General features: G+C 74.5%; 15 protein-coding genes and 2 tRNA genes. 9 read left to right on the top strand and 8 right to left on the bottom strand.

The window, feature by feature from the left end:
* The first annotated feature begins 122 nt into the window (after positions 1–122).
* The 5 genes from ACZ3J7_RS19205 (at position 123) to ACZ3J7_RS19185 (ending at position 5,633) form a co-directional block, all read left to right on the top strand.
* Positions 123–1,997, top strand: a complete 1,875-nt coding sequence (locus tag ACZ3J7_RS19205) for a fatty acyl-AMP ligase (RefSeq protein ID WP_465622347.1) — start codon at positions 123–125, stop codon at positions 1,995–1,997.
* Positions 1,994–3,760 carry an acyl-CoA dehydrogenase family protein gene (locus tag ACZ3J7_RS19200; RefSeq protein ID WP_465622344.1) on the top strand — a complete coding sequence of 589 codons (1,767 nt, stop codon included), beginning with the start codon at positions 1,994–1,996 and terminating at the stop codon, positions 3,758–3,760. Before ACZ3J7_RS19205 ends, ACZ3J7_RS19200 begins: the two co-directional genes overlap by 4 nt.
* A gap of 53 nt (positions 3,761–3,813) precedes the next feature.
* Positions 3,814–4,092 carry an acyl carrier protein gene (locus ACZ3J7_RS19195; protein WP_465622342.1) on the top strand — a complete coding sequence of 93 codons (279 nt, stop codon included), beginning with the start codon at positions 3,814–3,816 and terminating at the stop codon, positions 4,090–4,092.
* A complete protein-coding gene (locus ACZ3J7_RS19190; protein WP_465622340.1) occupies positions 4,089–4,955 on the top strand; it encodes a 4'-phosphopantetheinyl transferase family protein in 867 nt (288 codons plus the stop codon). Before ACZ3J7_RS19195 ends, ACZ3J7_RS19190 begins: the two co-directional genes overlap by 4 nt.
* Before the next feature lie 69 nt (positions 4,956–5,024).
* On the top strand, positions 5,025–5,633 hold the full coding sequence (locus ACZ3J7_RS19185; protein WP_465622338.1) for a response regulator transcription factor: 609 nt from the start codon (positions 5,025–5,027) through the stop codon (positions 5,631–5,633).
* On the opposite strand, the gene ACZ3J7_RS19180 is transcribed toward ACZ3J7_RS19185, so the two are convergent.
* The 4 genes from ACZ3J7_RS19180 to ACZ3J7_RS19165 form a co-directional block, all read right to left on the bottom strand.
* Positions 5,599–6,807 (bottom strand): sensor histidine kinase, encoded by a 1,209-nt coding sequence (locus tag ACZ3J7_RS19180; protein WP_465622336.1) that lies wholly within the window; start codon positions 6,805–6,807, stop codon positions 5,599–5,601. The genes ACZ3J7_RS19185 and ACZ3J7_RS19180 overlap by 35 nt on opposite strands.
* A 108-nt stretch (positions 6,808–6,915) precedes the next feature.
* The gene (locus tag ACZ3J7_RS19175) at positions 6,916–8,361 is read right to left on the bottom strand and encodes a SagB family peptide dehydrogenase (RefSeq protein WP_465622333.1); all 1,446 of its coding nucleotides are present in this window, start codon (positions 8,359–8,361) and stop codon (positions 6,916–6,918) included.
* Positions 8,362–8,466: 105 nt separating this feature from the next.
* Positions 8,467–10,728 (bottom strand): TOMM precursor leader peptide-binding protein, encoded by a 2,262-nt coding sequence (locus tag ACZ3J7_RS19170; RefSeq protein WP_465622329.1) that lies wholly within the window; start codon positions 10,726–10,728, stop codon positions 8,467–8,469.
* A gap of 1 nt (position 10,729) precedes the next feature.
* On the bottom strand, positions 10,730–10,999 hold the full coding sequence (locus tag ACZ3J7_RS19165; protein ID WP_465622325.1) for a TIGR04351 family putative TOMM peptide: 270 nt from the start codon (positions 10,997–10,999) through the stop codon (positions 10,730–10,732).
* A 249-nt stretch (positions 11,000–11,248) separates the two neighbouring features.
* Here ACZ3J7_RS19165 and ACZ3J7_RS19160 point away from each other — a divergent pair, with 249 nt between their 5' ends.
* Positions 11,249–12,058: an AfsR/SARP family transcriptional regulator gene (locus tag ACZ3J7_RS19160; RefSeq protein WP_465622323.1), complete on the top strand. Its 810-nt coding sequence runs from the start codon at positions 11,249–11,251 to the stop codon at positions 12,056–12,058.
* 172 nt (positions 12,059–12,230) lie between these two features.
* The gene (locus ACZ3J7_RS19155) at positions 12,231–12,512 is read left to right on the top strand and encodes an acyl carrier protein (RefSeq protein ID WP_465622320.1); all 282 of its coding nucleotides are present in this window, start codon (positions 12,231–12,233) and stop codon (positions 12,510–12,512) included.
* A 220-nt stretch (positions 12,513–12,732) separates the two neighbouring features.
* Here the strand turns inward: ACZ3J7_RS19155 and ACZ3J7_RS19150 are convergent, their stop codons facing one another.
* From ACZ3J7_RS19150 to ACZ3J7_RS19135, 4 genes are all read right to left on the bottom strand, one after another.
* Positions 12,733–14,094 carry an MFS transporter gene (locus tag ACZ3J7_RS19150; protein ID WP_465622318.1) on the bottom strand — a complete coding sequence of 454 codons (1,362 nt, stop codon included), beginning with the start codon at positions 14,092–14,094 and terminating at the stop codon, positions 12,733–12,735.
* A gap of 98 nt (positions 14,095–14,192) precedes the next feature.
* Positions 14,193–15,341, bottom strand: a complete 1,149-nt coding sequence (locus ACZ3J7_RS19145; RefSeq protein ID WP_465622315.1) for a fatty acid desaturase family protein — start codon at positions 15,339–15,341, stop codon at positions 14,193–14,195.
* Between the two features lie 227 nt (positions 15,342–15,568).
* The gene (locus ACZ3J7_RS19140) at positions 15,569–15,715 is read right to left on the bottom strand and encodes a hypothetical protein (RefSeq protein ID WP_465622312.1); all 147 of its coding nucleotides are present in this window, start codon (positions 15,713–15,715) and stop codon (positions 15,569–15,571) included.
* A gap of 33 nt (positions 15,716–15,748) precedes the next feature.
* Positions 15,749–16,753 carry a bifunctional lysylphosphatidylglycerol flippase/synthetase MprF gene (locus ACZ3J7_RS19135; RefSeq protein WP_465622308.1) on the bottom strand — a complete coding sequence of 335 codons (1,005 nt, stop codon included), beginning with the start codon at positions 16,751–16,753 and terminating at the stop codon, positions 15,749–15,751.
* Between the two features lie 176 nt (positions 16,754–16,929).
* On the opposite strand from ACZ3J7_RS19135, the gene ACZ3J7_RS19130 reads away from it, so the two are divergent.
* Positions 16,930–17,020 (top strand) — tRNA-OTHER (locus tag ACZ3J7_RS19130).
* Between the two features lie 21 nt (positions 17,021–17,041).
* A tRNA-Arg gene (locus ACZ3J7_RS19125) sits at positions 17,042–17,132 on the top strand.
* Positions 17,133–17,181 lie beyond the last annotated feature (49 nt).

The following is a 17,181-nucleotide window of genomic DNA, read 5'->3' as shown; positions in this document are numbered from 1 at the left end:
TCCGGGGGCGTCCCGGGGCGGGGCGGGGAGGCCCGGGGCCCCAGCTCCTCCCCAGAGGGGCTCTAGGGAGGGGTGTGATGCTGCCCGCCTCGCCATGCTCCGCCGTCGACAGGGGGAAGACCATGAACGGACCGGTCACACTGGTGGAAGTGCTCTCCCGGCACGCCGTGGAACGGCCGGGCCGGGAAGCGCTGGTGGTGCTGCGCGAGGACCCGGAGAGCAGGGCCCCCAGGCCGCGCCCCGGGGTCCGGCTGCCCGGCCTCCTGGTGCCCAGGGGACTCGTGCAGGAGGGGGACGAGCCGGTCCGCCGCGGCGGGCGGCTGGCGCCGCTGCTGGCGACCCGCACGGACTACGCGGAACTCGACGCGGCGGCCCGCCGGCTGGCCGTGCTGCTGACGGAGCGGGGAGTGGCGGGCGGACGGGTGCTCGTCCTGCAGTCCGAGACCGCCCACTTCGTGCCCAGCGTGCTCGGCTGCCTGTACGCGGGGGCCGTCGCGGTGCCCGCGCCCGTGCCCGGCAACCGGCGCAACCACGACGAGCGGACGCTGGGCATCCTCAAGGACGCCGCGATCTCGCTCGTCCTCACCGACCGGGCGGCCGCGCCCGGCATCTCGCGGCTGATCGCGGAGGCGGGCCACGGCAGTGTCCCCTGTCTGGCGGTGGACGCCATCGAGCAGCCCGACCCGGCGGACTGGCGGATGCCCGATCTCGACCCGGACGCGCCCGCCGTGCTGCAGTACACCTCCGGATCGACCGGCGACCCGCGCGGCGTGATGGTCAGCCACCGCAACCTCGCGGCCAACCAGCGCGCCATCACCGCCATGCTGGGCACCGGCCCCGAGGACCGGATCGGCGGCTGGCTGCCGCTGCACCACGACATGGGCCTGATCGGCCAACTGCTGCACCCGCTCTGGCTGGGCGCGACCTCCGTCCACCTGCCCGCCGAACTGTTCATGCGGCACCCCGTGCACTGGCTGCGCACCGTCTCCGAGCAGCGCCTCACCGTCAGCGGCGGCCCCGACATCGGCTACGAGCTGTGCCGCCGCCGGGTGACCGAGCGCCAGCTGGAGGGCGTCGACCTGTCGGGCTGGCGGACCGCCGTCAACGCCGCCGAGGACGTCCGCGCGACCACCCTGGACGGCTTCGCCCGGCGCTTCGAACCGTACGGGTTCCGGCCCGAGGCGTTCCTGCCCGCGTACGGCCTGGCCGAGGCCACCCTCGCGGTCACCGGCGGCCGCCGCGGCCGCACCGGACCGCTCGCGGTGGACGCCGCCGCCCTGGAGCAGCACCTGCTGACCGAGCCGCTGCCCGGCCGGCCGGCGCGCGAACTCGTCGGCTGCGGCCGGCCCGGACCCGAGGGCCCCGAGGTGCGGATCGTCGACCCGCAGACCCGCGAGGAGCTCCCGGAGGGCCGGATCGGCGAGGTCTGGGTCCGCGGCGAGTCGGTCGCGACCGGCTACTGGAAGCGCCCGCTGGAGAACAACGCCACGTTCCGGGCCGTCACCGCGGCCGGCGCCGAGGGCTTCCTGCGCACCGGCGACCTCGGCGTGCTGCGCGACGGCGAGCTGTACCTCACCGGCCGGCTCAAGGAACTGCTGCTGGTCGCCGGCCGCAACCTGTACCCGCAGGACATCGAGCGCGGCGCCCAGCAGCTCTCCAGCCGGCTCGGCGCGGGCGTGGTGTTCTCCGCCGGACCGCGCGACGGCCTGGTGCTCGTCCAGGAGGTCCGCCCGGGCGGCCGCGCCGACCTCGACCTGCCGGCCCTCAACCTGTCGCTGCGGGTGTTCGTCTCCCGGGAGTTCGAGGTCCGGATCGGCAACGTGCTGCTGGTCCGCCCCGGCACGGTGCGCCGCACCACCAGCGGCAAGCTGGAACGCTCCACGATGCGCTCGCTCCTGCTCACCGGACGGCTCCGCCCGCTGCACCAGGTACTCGACCCCGAGGTCGCCGAACTCGTCGCGGCCGCCTCCCCGACGGCCCGGAAGGACCGGACGTGACCCTCCCCGCCGAACGGACCGCCCCGGCCGGCACCCGCCCGCAGCACCAGGACGACGCCGCGGACGCCCGGATCGCCGCCCTGGAAGCGGAGCTCGGCGACCCGTGGAACCCCGCCAACCCGTACGGCAACGACACGCTGCTGCTCGCCGACGAGCGGGCCGAACTCCCCTCCGAGGCCGTCCGGCTGCTCGACCGGTTCGGGCTCGGCGCGGAGTTCGTGCCGGCCCGGCTCGGCGGCCGGCTCGAACGCGCCGACCTGCTGGTCCGGATGCTGCGCCCGGTCTTCCGCCGCGACCCGTCGCTCGGCGTCGGCTACGGCGCCGGCTCCTACCTCGCGGCGTCCGCGGTGTGGGCGGCCGGCACCGAACGGCAGCAGCGCGACACCGCCGACCTGCTGCTCGCCGGCCGCCGGGCCGCCGTCGCCTACCGCGACCTCGCGCACGGGAACGCCTTCCTGCGCGAGGAGTTCCACCTCGGCGGCGCCCCCGGCGCCCTACGGCTGAACGGCGCCAAGCGGGTCATCGTCAACTCCGCGCAGGCCGCCGCCGCGGTGGTCTTCTGCCGCACCGACGACCGGCCCGGCAGCCGCAGCCACACCGCCGTGCTGCTGGAGCGCGACCGGCTGCCCGCCGACCGGGTCCGCGACCTGCCGCGCTACCCCACCGTCGGCCTGCGCGGCTGCTGGATGGGCGGCCTGGCCCTCGACGACTGCCCGGTGCCCGAGGACGCGCTGCTCGGCGAGTGGGGCGGCGGCGTCGACCTGGCGCTCTCCTCCTTCGCCCTCACCCGCAGCGTGCTGCCCTCGATGGTGCTGGCCGGCGTCGACACCGCGCTGCGCACCGCCCTGCGCTTCGCCCTGCAGCGCGGCGTGTACGGCCGCCCGGTGCTGCGCAACCCGCAGGCCCGGGCCAGCCTGGCCGGCTCCTTCGCCGACCTGCTGGTCTGCGACAGCCTGGCGCTCACCGCGACCCGCGCCGCCCACCTGTACCCGGAGGCGGCGGGCGGCTACGCGGCCGCCGTGAAGTACCTGCTGCCGATCCTGCTCAGCGACACCGTGCACGACCTGTCGGTGCTGCTCGGCTCCAACCTGTACGTCAAGGAGGGCGAGTTCGGGGTCTTCCAGAAGCACGTCCGGGACCTGCCGATCACCAGCCTCGGCCACTCCGGCACGGCCGCCTGCCACTCCACGATCATCCCCCGGCTCCCGGTCCTGGCCGACCGGTCCTGGCTGCGCGAACCCCCGCCCGCCCCCGAACTGTTCCACCTGCGCGGCGACCTGCCCGAGCCCGACCCGAAGCGGATCGGCCGCACCGTCGACCACGACCCGCTGCTGGCCGAACTCGCCCACGGCACCGCCCTGCTGGCGGACCTCCGGGACGAACGCCACCCGGCCGCCCCCGCGCTGGCCGCCGTCCTGGACGCCGAACTGCGCGAACTGCGCGACGCCTGCCGGGCGATGGCCGACCACGGCCGCACCGGCCTGGCCACCCCGCGCAGCTACGGCCTCGCCGACCGCTACACCCTGCTGCTGGCCGCCGCGAGCTGCCTCGGCGTCTGGCGCCACCACCGCGACCGCGACGACTTCCTCGGCCGCCCCGCCTGGCTGGTCCTCGCCCTGCAGCGGATCTGCCGGCGGCTCGTCCCCGGCCTCACCGACCGGGCCGCGCCCGAGGACGAAACGCTCACCGAACTGCTCCGCCGGTACCGCGAGGGCGGCAGCCTCGACCTGTACGACACGCCGACGGCGGCACGAGGGGAATGACCACCCATGGAGACCCGGAGCCGGCGCCCGGAGCGCCGCGGGAGGAGGCACGGATGAGCACCGTACTGGAGCAGCCGCTGCTGCGCGGGGTGGCCGCCGAGGTCGCCGCGCTGCTCGCCGAACGCGGCGAGCGGGACGGCGGGTTCGAGCCGTCCGCCCGGTTCTACGACGACCTGGGCTTCGACTCGGTCATGCTCATGCAGCTGAAGTACCGGATCGAGACGCGCTTCCCCGAGCTCGGCGAGCTGTCGCTGGCCGACATGGTGGACGGCCTGACCGACGTCGGTACGCTCGCCGACCACCTGGCGGAACTCGCCGAGGAGGAGCGGTGATCCTGCTGCGGGACGCCCGCGCCGCGATCGGCGAGCCGATCGCCGTCGCCCCCGGCCCGGAGGCCCCCTGGGAACGGGTCCGCGAGGCGCTCGCGGTGCGCGGCAGCGCCGTGCTGGTCGCCCGGCTCGGCGAGTGGCTGCCGGCCGCCGGGGCCGACCCCGCGCCGGAGGCCGGCTACCGGGCGGTGCTCGGCCGCGACTGGAACCGCTACCGGGCGATGACGCACAGCCAGGTCCGCGAACGCTTCCTGGCCTCCCGGATGCTGCTCAAGCGGGCCGCCGGCGAGGCGCTCCAGGCCCCGCCGGAGAGCGTCGACCTGGCGTACAAGCTCGGCGGCCGCCCCTACCTGCGCGGCTGCGACCAGGTCGACATCAGCCTCAGCCACACCGCCGAACTGCTGGTGGTCGGGCTGACCCGGCGCGGCTGGATCGGGGTGGACACCGAACTCGACGACCGGGTGCTGCTCGGCACCGGCGCCGAGAAGCAGATCTGCACCCCCTACGAGGCCGGGCAGCTCGCCGCGATGGCCGAGCACCGCCGCAACCCCGCCCTGGTGCGGCTGTGGACCCTGAAGGAGGCCTACAGCAAGGCCATCGGGCAGGGCCTGCGGTTCCGCTTCACCGAGTTCGGCTTCACCTCCGAGGAGGCCCCGGTCACCGTGCTGCGCCCGGACGGCTCGCCCGGCACCGGCGAGGAGTGGAGCTTCGGCACCTGGGCGGTGGACGGCTACACCGTCAGCGTCGCGCTGTTCGACGCCGGGTTCGGCGACGCCGCCGACATCGCGGCGCTGACCATGCTCGACGACGGCCTCGTCGACGCGCTGATCGGCGGCCCGGGCCGCGGGCCGGACTCCCCAACGTAGCGGTAGCGTCGCACGGCGCGACCGCCGGGCTATGATTCACCTCCGTCGCAGCCGTGAACGGGGGGGCCAGTGATCCGGATACTTCTCGCCGAGGACATGAACATGGTGCGGGGCGCCTTGGTCGCGCTCCTCGGGATGGAACCGGACATCGAGGTGGTGGCCGAAGTCGACCACGGTGACCGGATCCTGCCGGCGGCGCTCGCGCACCGGCCCGACATCGCCGTGATCGACATCGACCTGCCGGGCATCGACGGCCTCACCGCCGCCGCCCAGCTGCGCGAGCAGCTGCCCGGCTGCCGGTCGCTGATCCTCACCAGCCTCGGGCGGCCGGGCACGCTGCGCCGGGCGATGGCGGCCAAGGTGTCGGGCTTCATCCTCAAGGACGCGCCACCGGCCGACCTGGCCCGGGCGATCCGCAAGGTGTCCGCCGGGGAGAGCGTGATCGACCCCCAACTGGCGGTCGCCGCCTGGGAGTCCGGCGACTGTCCGCTGACCGGGCGGGAGATCGAGGTGCTGCGGCTGGCCGCGGAGGGCGCCGAGGTGGCGGAGATCGCCTCCCGGCTCTTCCTGTCCTCCGGCACCGTCCGCAACTACCTGACCACCGTGGTCTCCAAGCTCAACGCCCGCAACCGGGTCGACGCGATCAGGGTCGCGAGGGCGGCGGGCTGGCTGCCTTGACCGGCCCGCTGGGCACCGACGCGGCCACCCGGAACGTGCCGCCGGGCAGCTGGTCCGCCGTCAGGTTCCCGCCCAGCCCGCCGACCCGGGACCGCAGGTTGCGCAGGCCGCTGCCGGCCCGGCCCGGGGCCGGGCCGGACACCCCGTCGTTGTGGATCAGCAGGCGCAGCATGTCGTGCTCGGTGCCGAGCTCGACCCGGCAGTGCTGCACCTTGGAGTGCCGCAGCATGTTGGTCACCGCCTCGCGCAGCACCGTGGCCAGCACGGTGTCCGCCGGGCCGACCGGCATCGGGCCCTCCAGCACGGTGTCGACGGTGATGCCGGCCGCCTCCAGCATGGCCCGGGCCGCGTCCAGCTCGTTGCCCAGCGACATGTTCCGGTAGCTGGTGGCGACCGCCCGGACGTCCGACAGGGCCTGCCGGGACACGCCCAGCACCGACTCCAGCTCCTCGACGGCCCGCTCGGGGTGCTCCGGGACGAGCCGGATCGCCACCTCGCTCTTCAGCGTGATCGCGGAGAGGCTGTAGCCGAGCAGGTCGTGCAGGTCGCGGGAGAAGCGCATCCGCTCCTGGGAGACCGCGAGCCGGGCCAGCAGGCCGCGCGCCTCGTGCAATTGGACCACCAGGGTGACCAGCCGGATCAGGCCGAACACCATCAGGCCGGTCAGCATGGTCGAGGTGGTCAGGTAGCTGACCGACTGCCCGTCGTAGTCGTAGTACAGGCCCACCCCGGCCATCGACAGCACCACGGCGGTGTACGAGACCCAGTTCCACGGCGACCCGAAGGTCAGCAGGCAGGACGCGGCCAGGAAGCCGCCCGCGGCGCCCCACAGGCCGTGGTAGGCGATCACCGGCAGGTAGGTGAGCAGGGCCTGCAGCAGGAACACGTACCTGCCGTACCGGCGGCGGGTCCGCTCCAGGCCGGGCTGGGCGTGCAGCAGCAGGCAGACCGAGATGACGGCGAAGGCGACCACCCCCGGCAGCACGTGCCAGACGTCGGAGCGCACGGCGAACAGGTTCACCGAGACCTGGAACAGGAACGCCGCCAGCGCCGTGTAGAGGATGCCGAGCGCGAGTCCGGGCACCGGCCGCTCGGCCGGTGCCTCTCCCCGCTCCTCCCCTAACCCCTCCCCGGGCCCCTCCCCGAACTCCTTGCCGATCCGTTCCGAGGTCATCCGCTTTCCCTCCCGACTCGGACAAAACCCATCCGAGCCTACGTGGTCGGGGCCCCGGACGAGGCGGATCGCGGATGCCTGCCCGCCCGGCCGCCGGCGGACGGGGCGTCAGGGCACGGCCGGGCCGAGCACCGCCTGGCCCACCGGCGACTCCAGCCGCCAGTCGGTGCCGATCGCCCCGGCGCCCGCCGTGATGTCGCTGGTGCCGACCGGGACGGCGGCCAGCCCCAGCGCCCCGGCGGCCAGGCAGAGCACCTGCAGGGCCGCGCCGGCCTCGCGCAGCACCAGCGAGTACGGCTGGCCGCTGTACTTCCACGCCGAGCGGGCGAACCGGGCGGTCCAGGTGACCACGGCCGGCGGGCGGCCGGACAGGCCCGCCGCCACCCCCGTGCAGTCCAGCAGCGCCGCCAGGTCCGCGCGGGAGTCGTTGACCAGGGTCAGCCGGTGGCCGAGCGGGTCGTAGTGGTAGGTGCCGGGCGCCAGTTCGGGGCAGGACCAGGCGGACAGGTACAGCTCCAGCGGGTGGGTGCCGCCCAGGCCGAGGTACGGGCGGGTGCTGATCTGGTGGCCGGCCGGCCCCACCGGGTCGGGGCGCACCGCGCGGGCCCGGGCGGCCCGGTGCAGCAGGGCGCCGATCCGCTCCAGCGGCAGCGGGCCGCCGCCCAGCGCCGGGCCGGGGAGCTCCGGGTCCAGCAGCGCGAACAGCTCGGCCCGGACCGGAGCGTCCGGCACCGGCGGCAGGGCGATCCGGGGGCCGGGCGGCAGCGGCCGGACCGCGGGCGCGGGCTCGATCCGGTCGGCGTGGGCGAAGGTCGCCCCGACGTCCCCGTCGTGCCGGCCGGTGGTCGAACGGGCGTGGAACAGCAGGTCGGTGGGCGTCCACAGGGACAGCACCGGGTCGGCGTCCTCGGCGAAGCGGGCCGGTTCGCCCTCCTCCCGGCGGTGGCCGGCCACGGCCAGCCCGGCGGCCAGCAGCAGCCGCAGCACCGCCTCGACGGCCGGTTCGGGCAGGCCGGTCTCCTGGGCCAGCTCGTCCGGCGCGACCGCCCGGCCGATCCCCGCCAGCAGCGCGGCCGCGGCGGGCCGGTGGCTGTGCGCCCGGAACAGCGACAGCGGGGACTGCGCGAGCAGTCCCCGCTCGTCGGCGGACAGCACGGTGAACCGCGACAGCCGCACCACCGTCCCCGGGCGGAGGGCGGCGCCGCCCAGCCGGGCCTCCGCCGCGATCGGCACCAGCGACAGCAGCGGCACCTCGGAGTCGTCGAGCCCGGTCGAACGGATCGTCAGCGGTGCGATCCGCTCCAGCAGTTCGGTCAGCCGCCGCTCCGCGCCGGGGTCGGCCCCGGCCAGCACGTTGGACAGCGAGATCGGCCCGAACGCCATCCGCCGCAGCGCCTCCCGGGCCACCGGGTCCGGCCGGTCGAGCCGGACGGTGCCCCACCGGTGGTGCAGCAGGGTGTCGCCGTCCGGCCCGTCGAAGTCCGCCGCCACGTCCTCGCGCAGCGACCAGAAGTGCCGTACGTCCAGTGGCTTGTCCGCCGGGGTCCGGTCCATCCGTGTTCCTCGTGCCTGGCGGTCGTCGGGCGACCGGATCGATGCGAGCCACCGAGGATGCCCGGCTCCACTGGAGCGCCGCTGGAGCCGACGGAAAACCTCAGCTCAGAGGAACAGCGGGACGGGGTTGAGCCGTTCGTACGGGGTCGGTTCGGCGAGCCGGCCCAGCCGCACCGGCACGTCGAACAGCCGTCCGGGGGCGAACCGCGCCCAGAAGTGCCGCAGTCCGGGAACCAGCACCCGCACCACCGGCAGGCCGATCTCGGGGCGGGTCTGCTCCAGCACCAGCAGCTCCATGCCGTGCGCGGCGACCAGCCGTTCGGCGGTCTCCACGTCCTGCTTGAGGCAGGAGGACGCGGGCCACGGCCAGCGGCCGGGGCCGGACGGGGCGGCCGCCGGGTCGGGCAGCAGGTACGGGTGGGCCCCGGTGGTGGCCTCGCTGAACCAGGCCCGGGCCACCGGGTCGGCCAGCACGCCGTCCGTCCGGCCCCGCCCGGCCGCCGCCGCGGCGGGCAGCAGCTGCTCGCACTCGGCGACGGCGCGGCGCGCGGCCGTCACCAGGTCGAAGTGCGCGCCGAAGCCGAAGGACAGCTGCTGCGGCCCGTCCCCGGTCCGCCCGGAGACCGCCACCACCACCGGCACGCCCAGGTCGGCGGTGAGGTCCAGGGCCCACAGCCGGCGGCCCAGCCGCCGGTGGGTGGCCGGGGCCTGGTCCAGCCACGGGTCGCCCAGCGCGGCCAGGTCCACCTCGGGGTGCCGGGTGCGGTTGTACCACCAGAGCGCGACCGCGTCCCGTTCGACCAGCTCCAGGAAGCCCTGCAGGATCGCGTCCTCCAGGCTGCTGCCGGCCGCGCACCCGTTGGAGTCGGCCCTGGCCCAGCGGGTGCCGGTCCCCGGCGGGTGCGGCCCGTAGTAGAGGAGCGCGGTCGGCAGCAGCACCTCGCGGCGGCGGGTCAGCGACCACACCGGCGACCAGTCGACCGGCACGTCCGGGTCGAACCGCTCGGTGACGTACTGGTAGAGGGAGTGGTCGGCGTTCCAGCGCTCCCGGTCGGCGAACTGCCGCTCGTCGTACAGCTGGCAGGCGTTCGGGTGCAGGGCCCGGTCGCCCAGCTCGCTCAGCGTGGCGCGGACCCGCGGCTCGCCGCCGTGCAGCGCGCCGGAACGGTGCTCCAGCGCCTCGCACAGGGCGCTGACCCGGGCGTCCAGCTCGGTGGCGCCCTTGCCGCCGGAGATCCGGCGCAGCGGGGAGCGGCCGGCCGGGGCGAGCGCGGACTGGGCGACGTACGAGTGCACGCCGTCCGGGCAGTGCGCGGCCCGGCTGATCCGGCCGATCAGCCCGGAGACCGGGCTGACCAGGTGGCCGTAGCGGTCCAGGACCTGCTGCGGCGTCAGGGCGCGGTGGCCGTTGCCGGCCCGGGACGCCTTGGGCACCGGTTGCAGCACCACGGGGCGGGGCGACCCGGGGTGCGCGGCGGCCGCGGCGGGCCCGGGACAGGACGGGCAGCGCGGGTCGGGCAGCACGGCGTGGCGCGCGACGGCCGGGCGGAGCAGGTCGAAGGTGTGGATCGACTGGTGGCCCGGCTCGCGCAGCCCGGCCAGCCACTGCTGGGCACGGACCGCCGCCAGGTGCAGGCCGAGCGCCCGGGTCGAGGGCAGCGAGGCCTCCGGGCAGGTCGGCGGATCGGTCAGGGCGAGGGCCCGCTGGACCGTCAGGTCCTCCGGGCGGTTGTCCCGTAACCGGTGCGCCATGCAGTGCCAGCAGGCGGCGGTCTCGTCCCGGGGGTCGAAGAACGGGCCGGTCCAGATCTCGGTGCCGCCCGGCCGGGCCAGCATCCAGGCACCGCCGGCCGCCCGGCGCTCGGCCTCGACGGCGGCCAGCGCGCCGGACAGGTAGTCGCGGCAGAGCACCACCGTCAGGTCCGCGTCGGCGGCGTCCGTGACGCGCAGGCCGGCCGCCTCGAAGGCGGCGGTGTGGCCGGAGTCCGTCCCGTCGGCGCTGACCACCCGCACCCGGGCCTCGGCCAGCGCGCGGACGGTCGCCGGACCGTCCAGTCCGGCGGCCTCCCAGAAGCCCTCCGCGCGGCCGTCGGCCTGCCGCGGCACGGTCCCGCGGAAGGACAGCAGACCGGCGCTGGACAGCGACCCGACCAGGTCGCCGATCTCGGCGGCCGACGCGTCGGAGCTGTCCCGGACCAGGCCCCGCAGGTCGCGGGTGCCGTCCAGGAGCGGGGCCAGCGACTCCAGCAGCCGGCCGCGGAGCCGGGTGGTGCCGCGTTCGGAGATCAGGAAGGTGCCCTCGCCGGCCACCACCTCGGCACGCAGGTGCCGTTTGAAGCCGACGGGGGGAAGGACTCCGGCCCCCACCTCAGTTGCCCTCGATGGTGAAGCTCAGCGCGGTCGGACAGACGTCCGCCCAGGGGTTCTCGGAGCGGGCGGCCCCGCCGCCGGGCAGCACCGGAGCGCTGGCGCCCTCGGGCAGCGAGAGGCCGAACTCGGCCAGGACCTCGGCGGGTTCTTCCAGGTAGCGCAGGCGGAGAGCGGGCTCCAGGTGGGTCCGTACGACGAGTTCGGCGAAACGCCAGTCGGACTCCAGGTGCCGGGTGGACGGTATCGGACGCGAGACGGTGGCGAGCACGGACGTTCTCCTTGGGATCGGGACTTGCTGACCGGAGGACAGGTGTTCGTACGGGAGGGAATCCTCCGTGACGCCCACCCGGTCGGGACAGTGGTTCCCTCACGCCTTGCGCGTGAATATCTCATGTGCCCGGCGTTCCGGATTCCCGCCCGAATCCGTGAGGATCTCACTGTTGCCGGGACGGGTCCGCGTGCCAAGCTCCAGGGAACCCATCCGTCCGCCCGCCACTGGAGAGGAGGCGGATCAACCGTGCAGATCAGTCTTCTGGGACCGTTCACCGCTGAGCACCTGGGAAGCCCTTTCGTTCCGAGCGCGGCCAAGCCGAGGCAGATCCTGGCGCTTCTGGCGCTCCAGGCCAACCAGGTCGTCACCGCGCAGACCCTGATGGAGGAGATCTGGGGTGAGACGCCGCCCCGCTCGGCCGCCACCACCCTGCAGACCTACATCCTCCAACTCCGCCGGCTGCTCACCCAGGCCCTCGGCTCGCCCGCCGCCGCCAAGGACGTGCTGGCCACCCGCTACGGCGGCTACCTGCTGGACATCCAGCCGGGCGAGGTCGACAGCACCGAGTTCGAGCGCCTCGCCGCGCTCGGCCGCACCGCCCTCGACCAGGGCGACGACGAGAGCGCCTCGGTGCTGCTCGGCCGCGCCCTCGACCTGTGGCGCGGCCCCGCCCTGGTCGACGTCAACATCGGCCCGGTCCTGGAGATCGAGGTGATGCGGCTGGAGGAGGCCCGGCTGTCCGCCCTGGAGGGCCGGATCGGCGCCGACCTGCGGCTCGGCCGGCACGCCGCGCTGCTCGGCGAACTGACCGTGCTGTCCGCCCGCCACCCGATGCACGAGGGCCTGCACGCGCAGCTGATCCTGGCGCAGTACCGGTCCGGCCGGGCCTGGCAGGCGCTGGAGACCTACCGGCGGCTGCGCGAGACGCTCATCCGCGAGCTCGGCATCGAGCCGTCCAACCGGGTCCAGCGGCTGCACAACGCCGTGCTCGCCGCCGACCCGCGCCTCGACCCGGTCTCCGCCGGAGTGCTGGAGGCCGACCGCCTGGTCGGCTGAGCGACCCGGCCGCACCGAGCCCGTCCCGAGCCCGCCTCGGGTCCACCCGGACCCGAGGCGGGCTCGACGCGTGCGCCGTAGCGTGCCACCGGGGTCTGTCCAGGGCCCCTCCAGCGGCCCTCCAGCCCCCGGGTGCACGCTGCGGGGGAGATGCCACTGCGAAGGAGTATCGATGACAGCGTCCCGACCGTTTCCCGGTGACCAGGCCGAGACTGAGATCCGCGGCTGGCTGATCGACCGGCTCAGCGAGTCACTCTCCCGGCCCCGCCACGAGATCAACCCCGACATGCCGTTCATCGAGTGCGGCCTCGACTCGGTCGCCGCGCTCAGCCTGTTCGGCGACATCGAGGAGAAGTTCGGCCTCTACCTGGAGCCGGCGATCGCCTGGGAGCACCACCCCACGGTGACCGCGATGGCCGCCTACCTGGCGAGCGAGGCCGGCGCCTCGGCGTGAACCCGGACGCCCCGGCCCGGGCGGAGCGGAGTCCGGCGCCCGCGGGACTCCCCGTCCGGAGCCCCGCGGGCCGCCGGGCCGGGCCGGGGGCGGCGGCACCCCGGCCCGGCACCCCGGCCCGGCCGCGGAACGCCGGGCCCGCCCGCGCGAGACGCCCGGCCGGAACCCCCGGCCGGGCGTCTCGCCGCTGCCCCGCCGCCCCGCGGCCGGGCCGGACCCGTCAGTGGTCCACCGGACGGCCCGTGGTGCGCTGCCCGAGCGTCAGCACGGTCAGCGTGAGCAGCGCCATCGCCGCCGCGATCACCCCGAACAGGGCCCCCGCGCCGTGCTGCTGGAGCACCGGCAGCAGGACGAACGGCAGCGCGGCCGCGCTCAGCTTCGACAGCGAGTACGCGGCGCCCGAGGCCGCCGCCCGGATCGCCGTCGGGTACTGCTCGGCGAGGTACACGTGCGAGACGGTGGAGAACACGTTGCTCGCCAGCGTGTACAGCACGCCGCAGACCACCACCGAGGCCGCGCCGTCCGCGAAGCCGAAGCCCAGGCCGGCCAGCGCCATCACGGACGCCGACAGCGCGGCCAGCAGCTTGCGCTCCATCCGCTCCATGATCGGCACCGACAGCAGCGAGCCCAGCGGGTAGCCGAGGAACGACGCCGCGGTGTAGCCCAGGCCCGCCACCACGCCGTAGCCCTTCGCGGCGAGGATCTGCGGGGCCAGCGTCCCGAAGCCGTAGTAGCCGACCACCGACAGGACGCAGAACAGCCACAGCATCACGGTGCGGCGCAGGAACCGGGGCGAGAACACCGCCCGCACCCGCACCCGGGGCGCCGGCGCGTCCGGCACGGCGGCGGTCACGGGCGACTCGCCCGGGGCCCGGCCCTCCAGGAGCGCGGTCAGCCGCTCCGCCTCCTCCCGGCGGCCCACCGCGGCCAGCCAGCGCGGCGACTCGATCAGCTGCCGGCGCAGCACCCACACCACCGCCGAGCCGAGCGAGCCCAGCACGAACAGCCAGCGCCAGCCCGCGATCCCCAGCGGTGACAGCGGCACCAGCCACAGCGCGGCGAAGCCCACCGCGGGCACCCCGCAGAACGCGATCGTGTACGCCCAGGCGGTGAACCGGCCGCGCCGGTTCGCGGGCAGCACGTCCGCCAGGTAGCAGTCCGACAGGGCCTGCTCGGCGCCGATGCCGACACCCGCCAGGAACCGGGTCGCGATCAGCCACTCCGCGTTCGGCGAGAACGCGCCGAGCAGCGAGAACCCGGAGTACAGCGCCAGGTTGACCAGGAACGCGGTGCGCCGGCCGACCCGGTCGGCCAGCCGGCCGAGCAGCAGCGCGCCGACGAACTGGCCGACGAACGCCGAGGCCAGCACCAGCTTCAGGGTGGTGCCGTTGAACGCGAAGTCGTGCTGCAGGACCTTCGAGATCACCCCGGACAGGTTGTTCTCGAAGGTGTCGAAGAGCAGGCCGACGCCGATGATCGCGGTCAGCCTGCGGTGGACGGGACCGATCGGCGCGCGGTCCAGCCGCGCGCCGATCGAGTCCGGGGCGGCCGGGCGGGCCTGTCTGGTCTGCTGGTCGAGCATGAGGGGGCTCCTCCCACCGCGGCGCCCCGGCCGGGACCGGCCGGGGCGCCGCGGGAACACGGGTGACGGTGGAACGGGACGGGACGGGTGACGGGCGGTCAGGCGGCCAGGCGGGCGGCCGCGGCCGCGTCGCCCTCGCCGCGCCGGACGGGCGCGCTGACCTCGTGCAGGAAGCCGGCGACCTCCTTGTAGGAGGCCCAGAAGCCCATCTCGACGTACGGGATGCCGCGCTCGGCGCAGTACTCCATGGTCAGCACCCGCGCACGGGCCAGGTGCTTCTGCGGCATCGCCGGGAACAGGTGGTGCTCGATCTGGTAGTTCAGCCCGCCGTACAGGAAGTCGATCAGCGGGGACGGGGTGATGTTGCGGGAGGTGAGGACCTGGCGCTCCAGCCAGTCCAGGGTCTCCTCCTCGCCGTCGCGGATCTCCATGCCCTTGTGATTCGGGGCGAAGATCATGCCGAAGTAGACGCCCAGCACGGCGTGCTGGACCAGCAGGAAGGCCACCGCCAGGCCCGGCGACAGCAGCCAGAACACCAGGCCCAGGTAGAACGCGGCCCGCACCACCAGCAGGGTGGTCTCCAGCACCGGACGCTTGGTGTCGCCCTTCACGATGGCCCGCACCGCGGTGCGGTTCATCTTGAAGGCCTCCAGGGTCAGCAGCACGAAGAACAGCACGCTCTGGTAGCGCACCACGAACCGCTGCACCCCGGTCCGGGTGGCGTACTGCTTGATGTCGAAGATCGCCGTGCGGCGGCCGATGTCGGGGTCGAGGTCGAGGTGGTTGGGGTGGCTGTGGTGGCGGTTGTGGTGGTTGACCCACCAGCCGTAGCTGACGCCGTTGACCAGGTTGGCGTGGAAGTAGCCGACCACGTCGGCCGTCCAGCGGCTGCGGAACATCGCCTTGTGGCCGGCCTCGTGCCACATGAAGGCGCTCTGCGCGCCGCACAGGCCCATCCAGGCGGCGACCAGCAGCTGCCACCAGGAGTTGCCGAGCAGCGCGAAGGCCACCAGGCCGCCGACGATCATCGCCGTGTTGACGGAGATCCGGCCGTAGTACCAACGGGGCGTCAGGTCCAGGAGGCCTTCGGCCTTCACCCGCTGGAGCAGCTCGGAGAAGGACGCGGACGCCCCCTTCCCGGCCGGGGCGGTGGCCGTGCCGGCCGCGCCGCGCCCGGCGCGGGCCCGGCGGGCGTCCAGCGGGGTGGCACCGCCCGGGGTGTCCGTGGTGACGCGTGGAGTCTGCATTGCGTGGGCTCCCAGAATCAGGCGCACCCGGTCGCGGCGGACGGCGGAGACGGCCCGGCCGCGGGGCACGACACGAAGAAGGTGGAGCGGCCGGGGCGCGCTGCCCGGGCCGTGGACGGGGCGAACACGGCACCGCGCGCCCGCCGCACCAGCATCCGACCGGGGGCTGACGCCTCCCTGATCGGCGGCTGACCCGGCCCGCGGCGGCGCGCCCGTGACCTGCCGGTTCAGCTCTCGGCGACCAGTCGGGCGTCCAGCTCCCGGACCACCCGGTCGGCCGCCTCGGCGACCTCCGGGTCGTCCGGGGCGCCGACGATCGCCATGAAGGACTCGACCAGCGACTGCCGCAGGGCCTCGGTGGACTGCTCGGACATCGGTACCTCCTACGAAGCGGGTGGACGGGGACGTCAGAACGCGCCGCAGGCGCGGAAGATGTGCGCGAACGCGGGCAGCGACGCGGGGCCGTCGAACGCCACGTACTCGGTGAGCACCGTGTCCGGCGCCCACTTCTCCTTGTAGGCGAGCTGGGTCTGCGCCGGGTACACCGCCGCCCCGTGCTCCCACAGGAAGTGCATCAGCCAGCGGAACGACGGGCTGTGGCCCGGCAGTTCGCGCTCCTCGGCCAGCCCCGTGAACGGCGTGAAGCCGAAGTGCAGCCACTCGACGCCCTCCGACCGGAACAGGTCGATCGCCGCCGAGTTGATCGCCTCCATCAGCCCCGGCGACCCGCCCGGGATCCGGCGGCTCAGGTCGTGCATCCAGCCCGCCCGGGCGCCGTACACCGGCGAGTACGAGATGTAGCCCACCGGGGCGCCGTCGATCGTCCCCAGGAACAGCCGGCGGTGCTGCTGCGCGTCCCCGCCGAGCTGGCCCACCAGGAACTCCAGCTGGTGGACGTCCTCGCCCTTCGAGCCCAGCCACTGCCGGTCGATGCCCTCGATCGCCGAAGCCCAGTCGCCCGGCTCGACCTCGGTCACCTGCAGCCCGTTGCGCAGCGCCCGGGAGATCTTGTTGCGCAGCTGCATGAACCGGGTCCCGCGCAGCGAGAACTCCGGCAGGTGCACCGCCCAGGACGCGCCGATCTGGTTCACGGTGAAGCCGCGCGCGGCGTACGCCTCGGCGTCGTGCCGCTGCAACTGCACGGCGACCAGGGTCCGCTCCTCCTGGCGGACCCGGGCGCGGAACGCCTCCAGCAGCGGCGCGTAGTCGCCCTCGGCGGCGAACGGTCCGCCGAACTGCACCGCGAAGCGGCCGGTGCGGCGGAAGACCACCACGCCGTCCAGGCCCGGCTCGGTGAACAGCTCGTTGCCGCTGTTCAGCGCCAGGAACGAACTCGGATTGTCCGCCTGCGTGTGCCGGCGGAGGGCCTCCAGGACCTGCCCGGGGGATGGTGCGGTGACGGCCGTGGTCATCGCGGAATTCCTTTCTCGGGTAGTGGGACGAGAAGAGTAGAGCACCTGGCAAATAGGTCGGGAAAGGGGTTTCGGAAGGGCCGTTGGAAGCGTCAGCAATCCGTCAGCGGGATGTCAGGGGAGTCGGGCAGAGTTCTTCTCGTCGAGACCGGGCCGGGAGACCGGAAAGGGATCGAGGAGAGGTGCCCGGAGTGGTTTATCGGGGGCTCGGGTTTCGGCTCGGGTCGGGTTTTACCGCCTTCGCAGGTTCGAATCCTGCCCTCTCCGCGTAGGGCTGATGTGTGTGTGGGAGAGGTGCCCGGAGTGGTTTATCGGGGGCTCGGGTTTCGGTCCGGGTCGGGTTTTACCGCCTTCGCAGGTTCGAATCCTGCCCTCTCCGCGTAGGGCTGATGTGTGTGTGGGAGAGGTGCCCGGAGTGGTTTATCGGG

This window comes from Kitasatospora sp. NPDC015121, from assembly GCF_055562955.1.
Note: the sequence above shows the minus strand (reverse complement) of the source record. Positions and strands in the feature narration are given on the sequence as shown.

What these genes read in the sequence shown, in the direction of transcription:
- ACZ3J7_RS19135 (WP_465622308.1), bottom strand. Translation starts at nt 16,753, where the DNA reads ATGACCACGGCCGTCACCGCACCATCCCCCGGGCAGGTCCTGGAGGCC.
- ACZ3J7_RS19150 (WP_465622318.1), bottom strand. Translation starts at nt 14,094, where the DNA reads ATGCTCGACCAGCAGACCAGACAGGCCCGCCCGGCCGCCCCGGACTCG.
- ACZ3J7_RS19195 (WP_465622342.1), top strand. Translation starts at nt 3,814, where the DNA reads ATGAGCACCGTACTGGAGCAGCCGCTGCTGCGCGGGGTGGCCGCCGAG.
- ACZ3J7_RS19145 (WP_465622315.1), bottom strand. Translation starts at nt 15,341, where the DNA reads ATGCAGACTCCACGCGTCACCACGGACACCCCGGGCGGTGCCACCCCG.
- ACZ3J7_RS19155 (WP_465622320.1), top strand. Translation starts at nt 12,231, where the DNA reads ATGACAGCGTCCCGACCGTTTCCCGGTGACCAGGCCGAGACTGAGATC.
- ACZ3J7_RS19175 (WP_465622333.1), bottom strand. Translation starts at nt 8,361, where the DNA reads ATGGACCGGACCCCGGCGGACAAGCCACTGGACGTACGGCACTTCTGG.
- ACZ3J7_RS19205 (WP_465622347.1), top strand. Translation starts at nt 123, where the DNA reads ATGAACGGACCGGTCACACTGGTGGAAGTGCTCTCCCGGCACGCCGTG.
- ACZ3J7_RS19140 (WP_465622312.1), bottom strand. Translation starts at nt 15,715, where the DNA reads ATGTCCGAGCAGTCCACCGAGGCCCTGCGGCAGTCGCTGGTCGAGTCC.
- ACZ3J7_RS19180 (WP_465622336.1), bottom strand. Translation starts at nt 6,807, where the DNA reads ATGACCTCGGAACGGATCGGCAAGGAGTTCGGGGAGGGGCCCGGGGAG.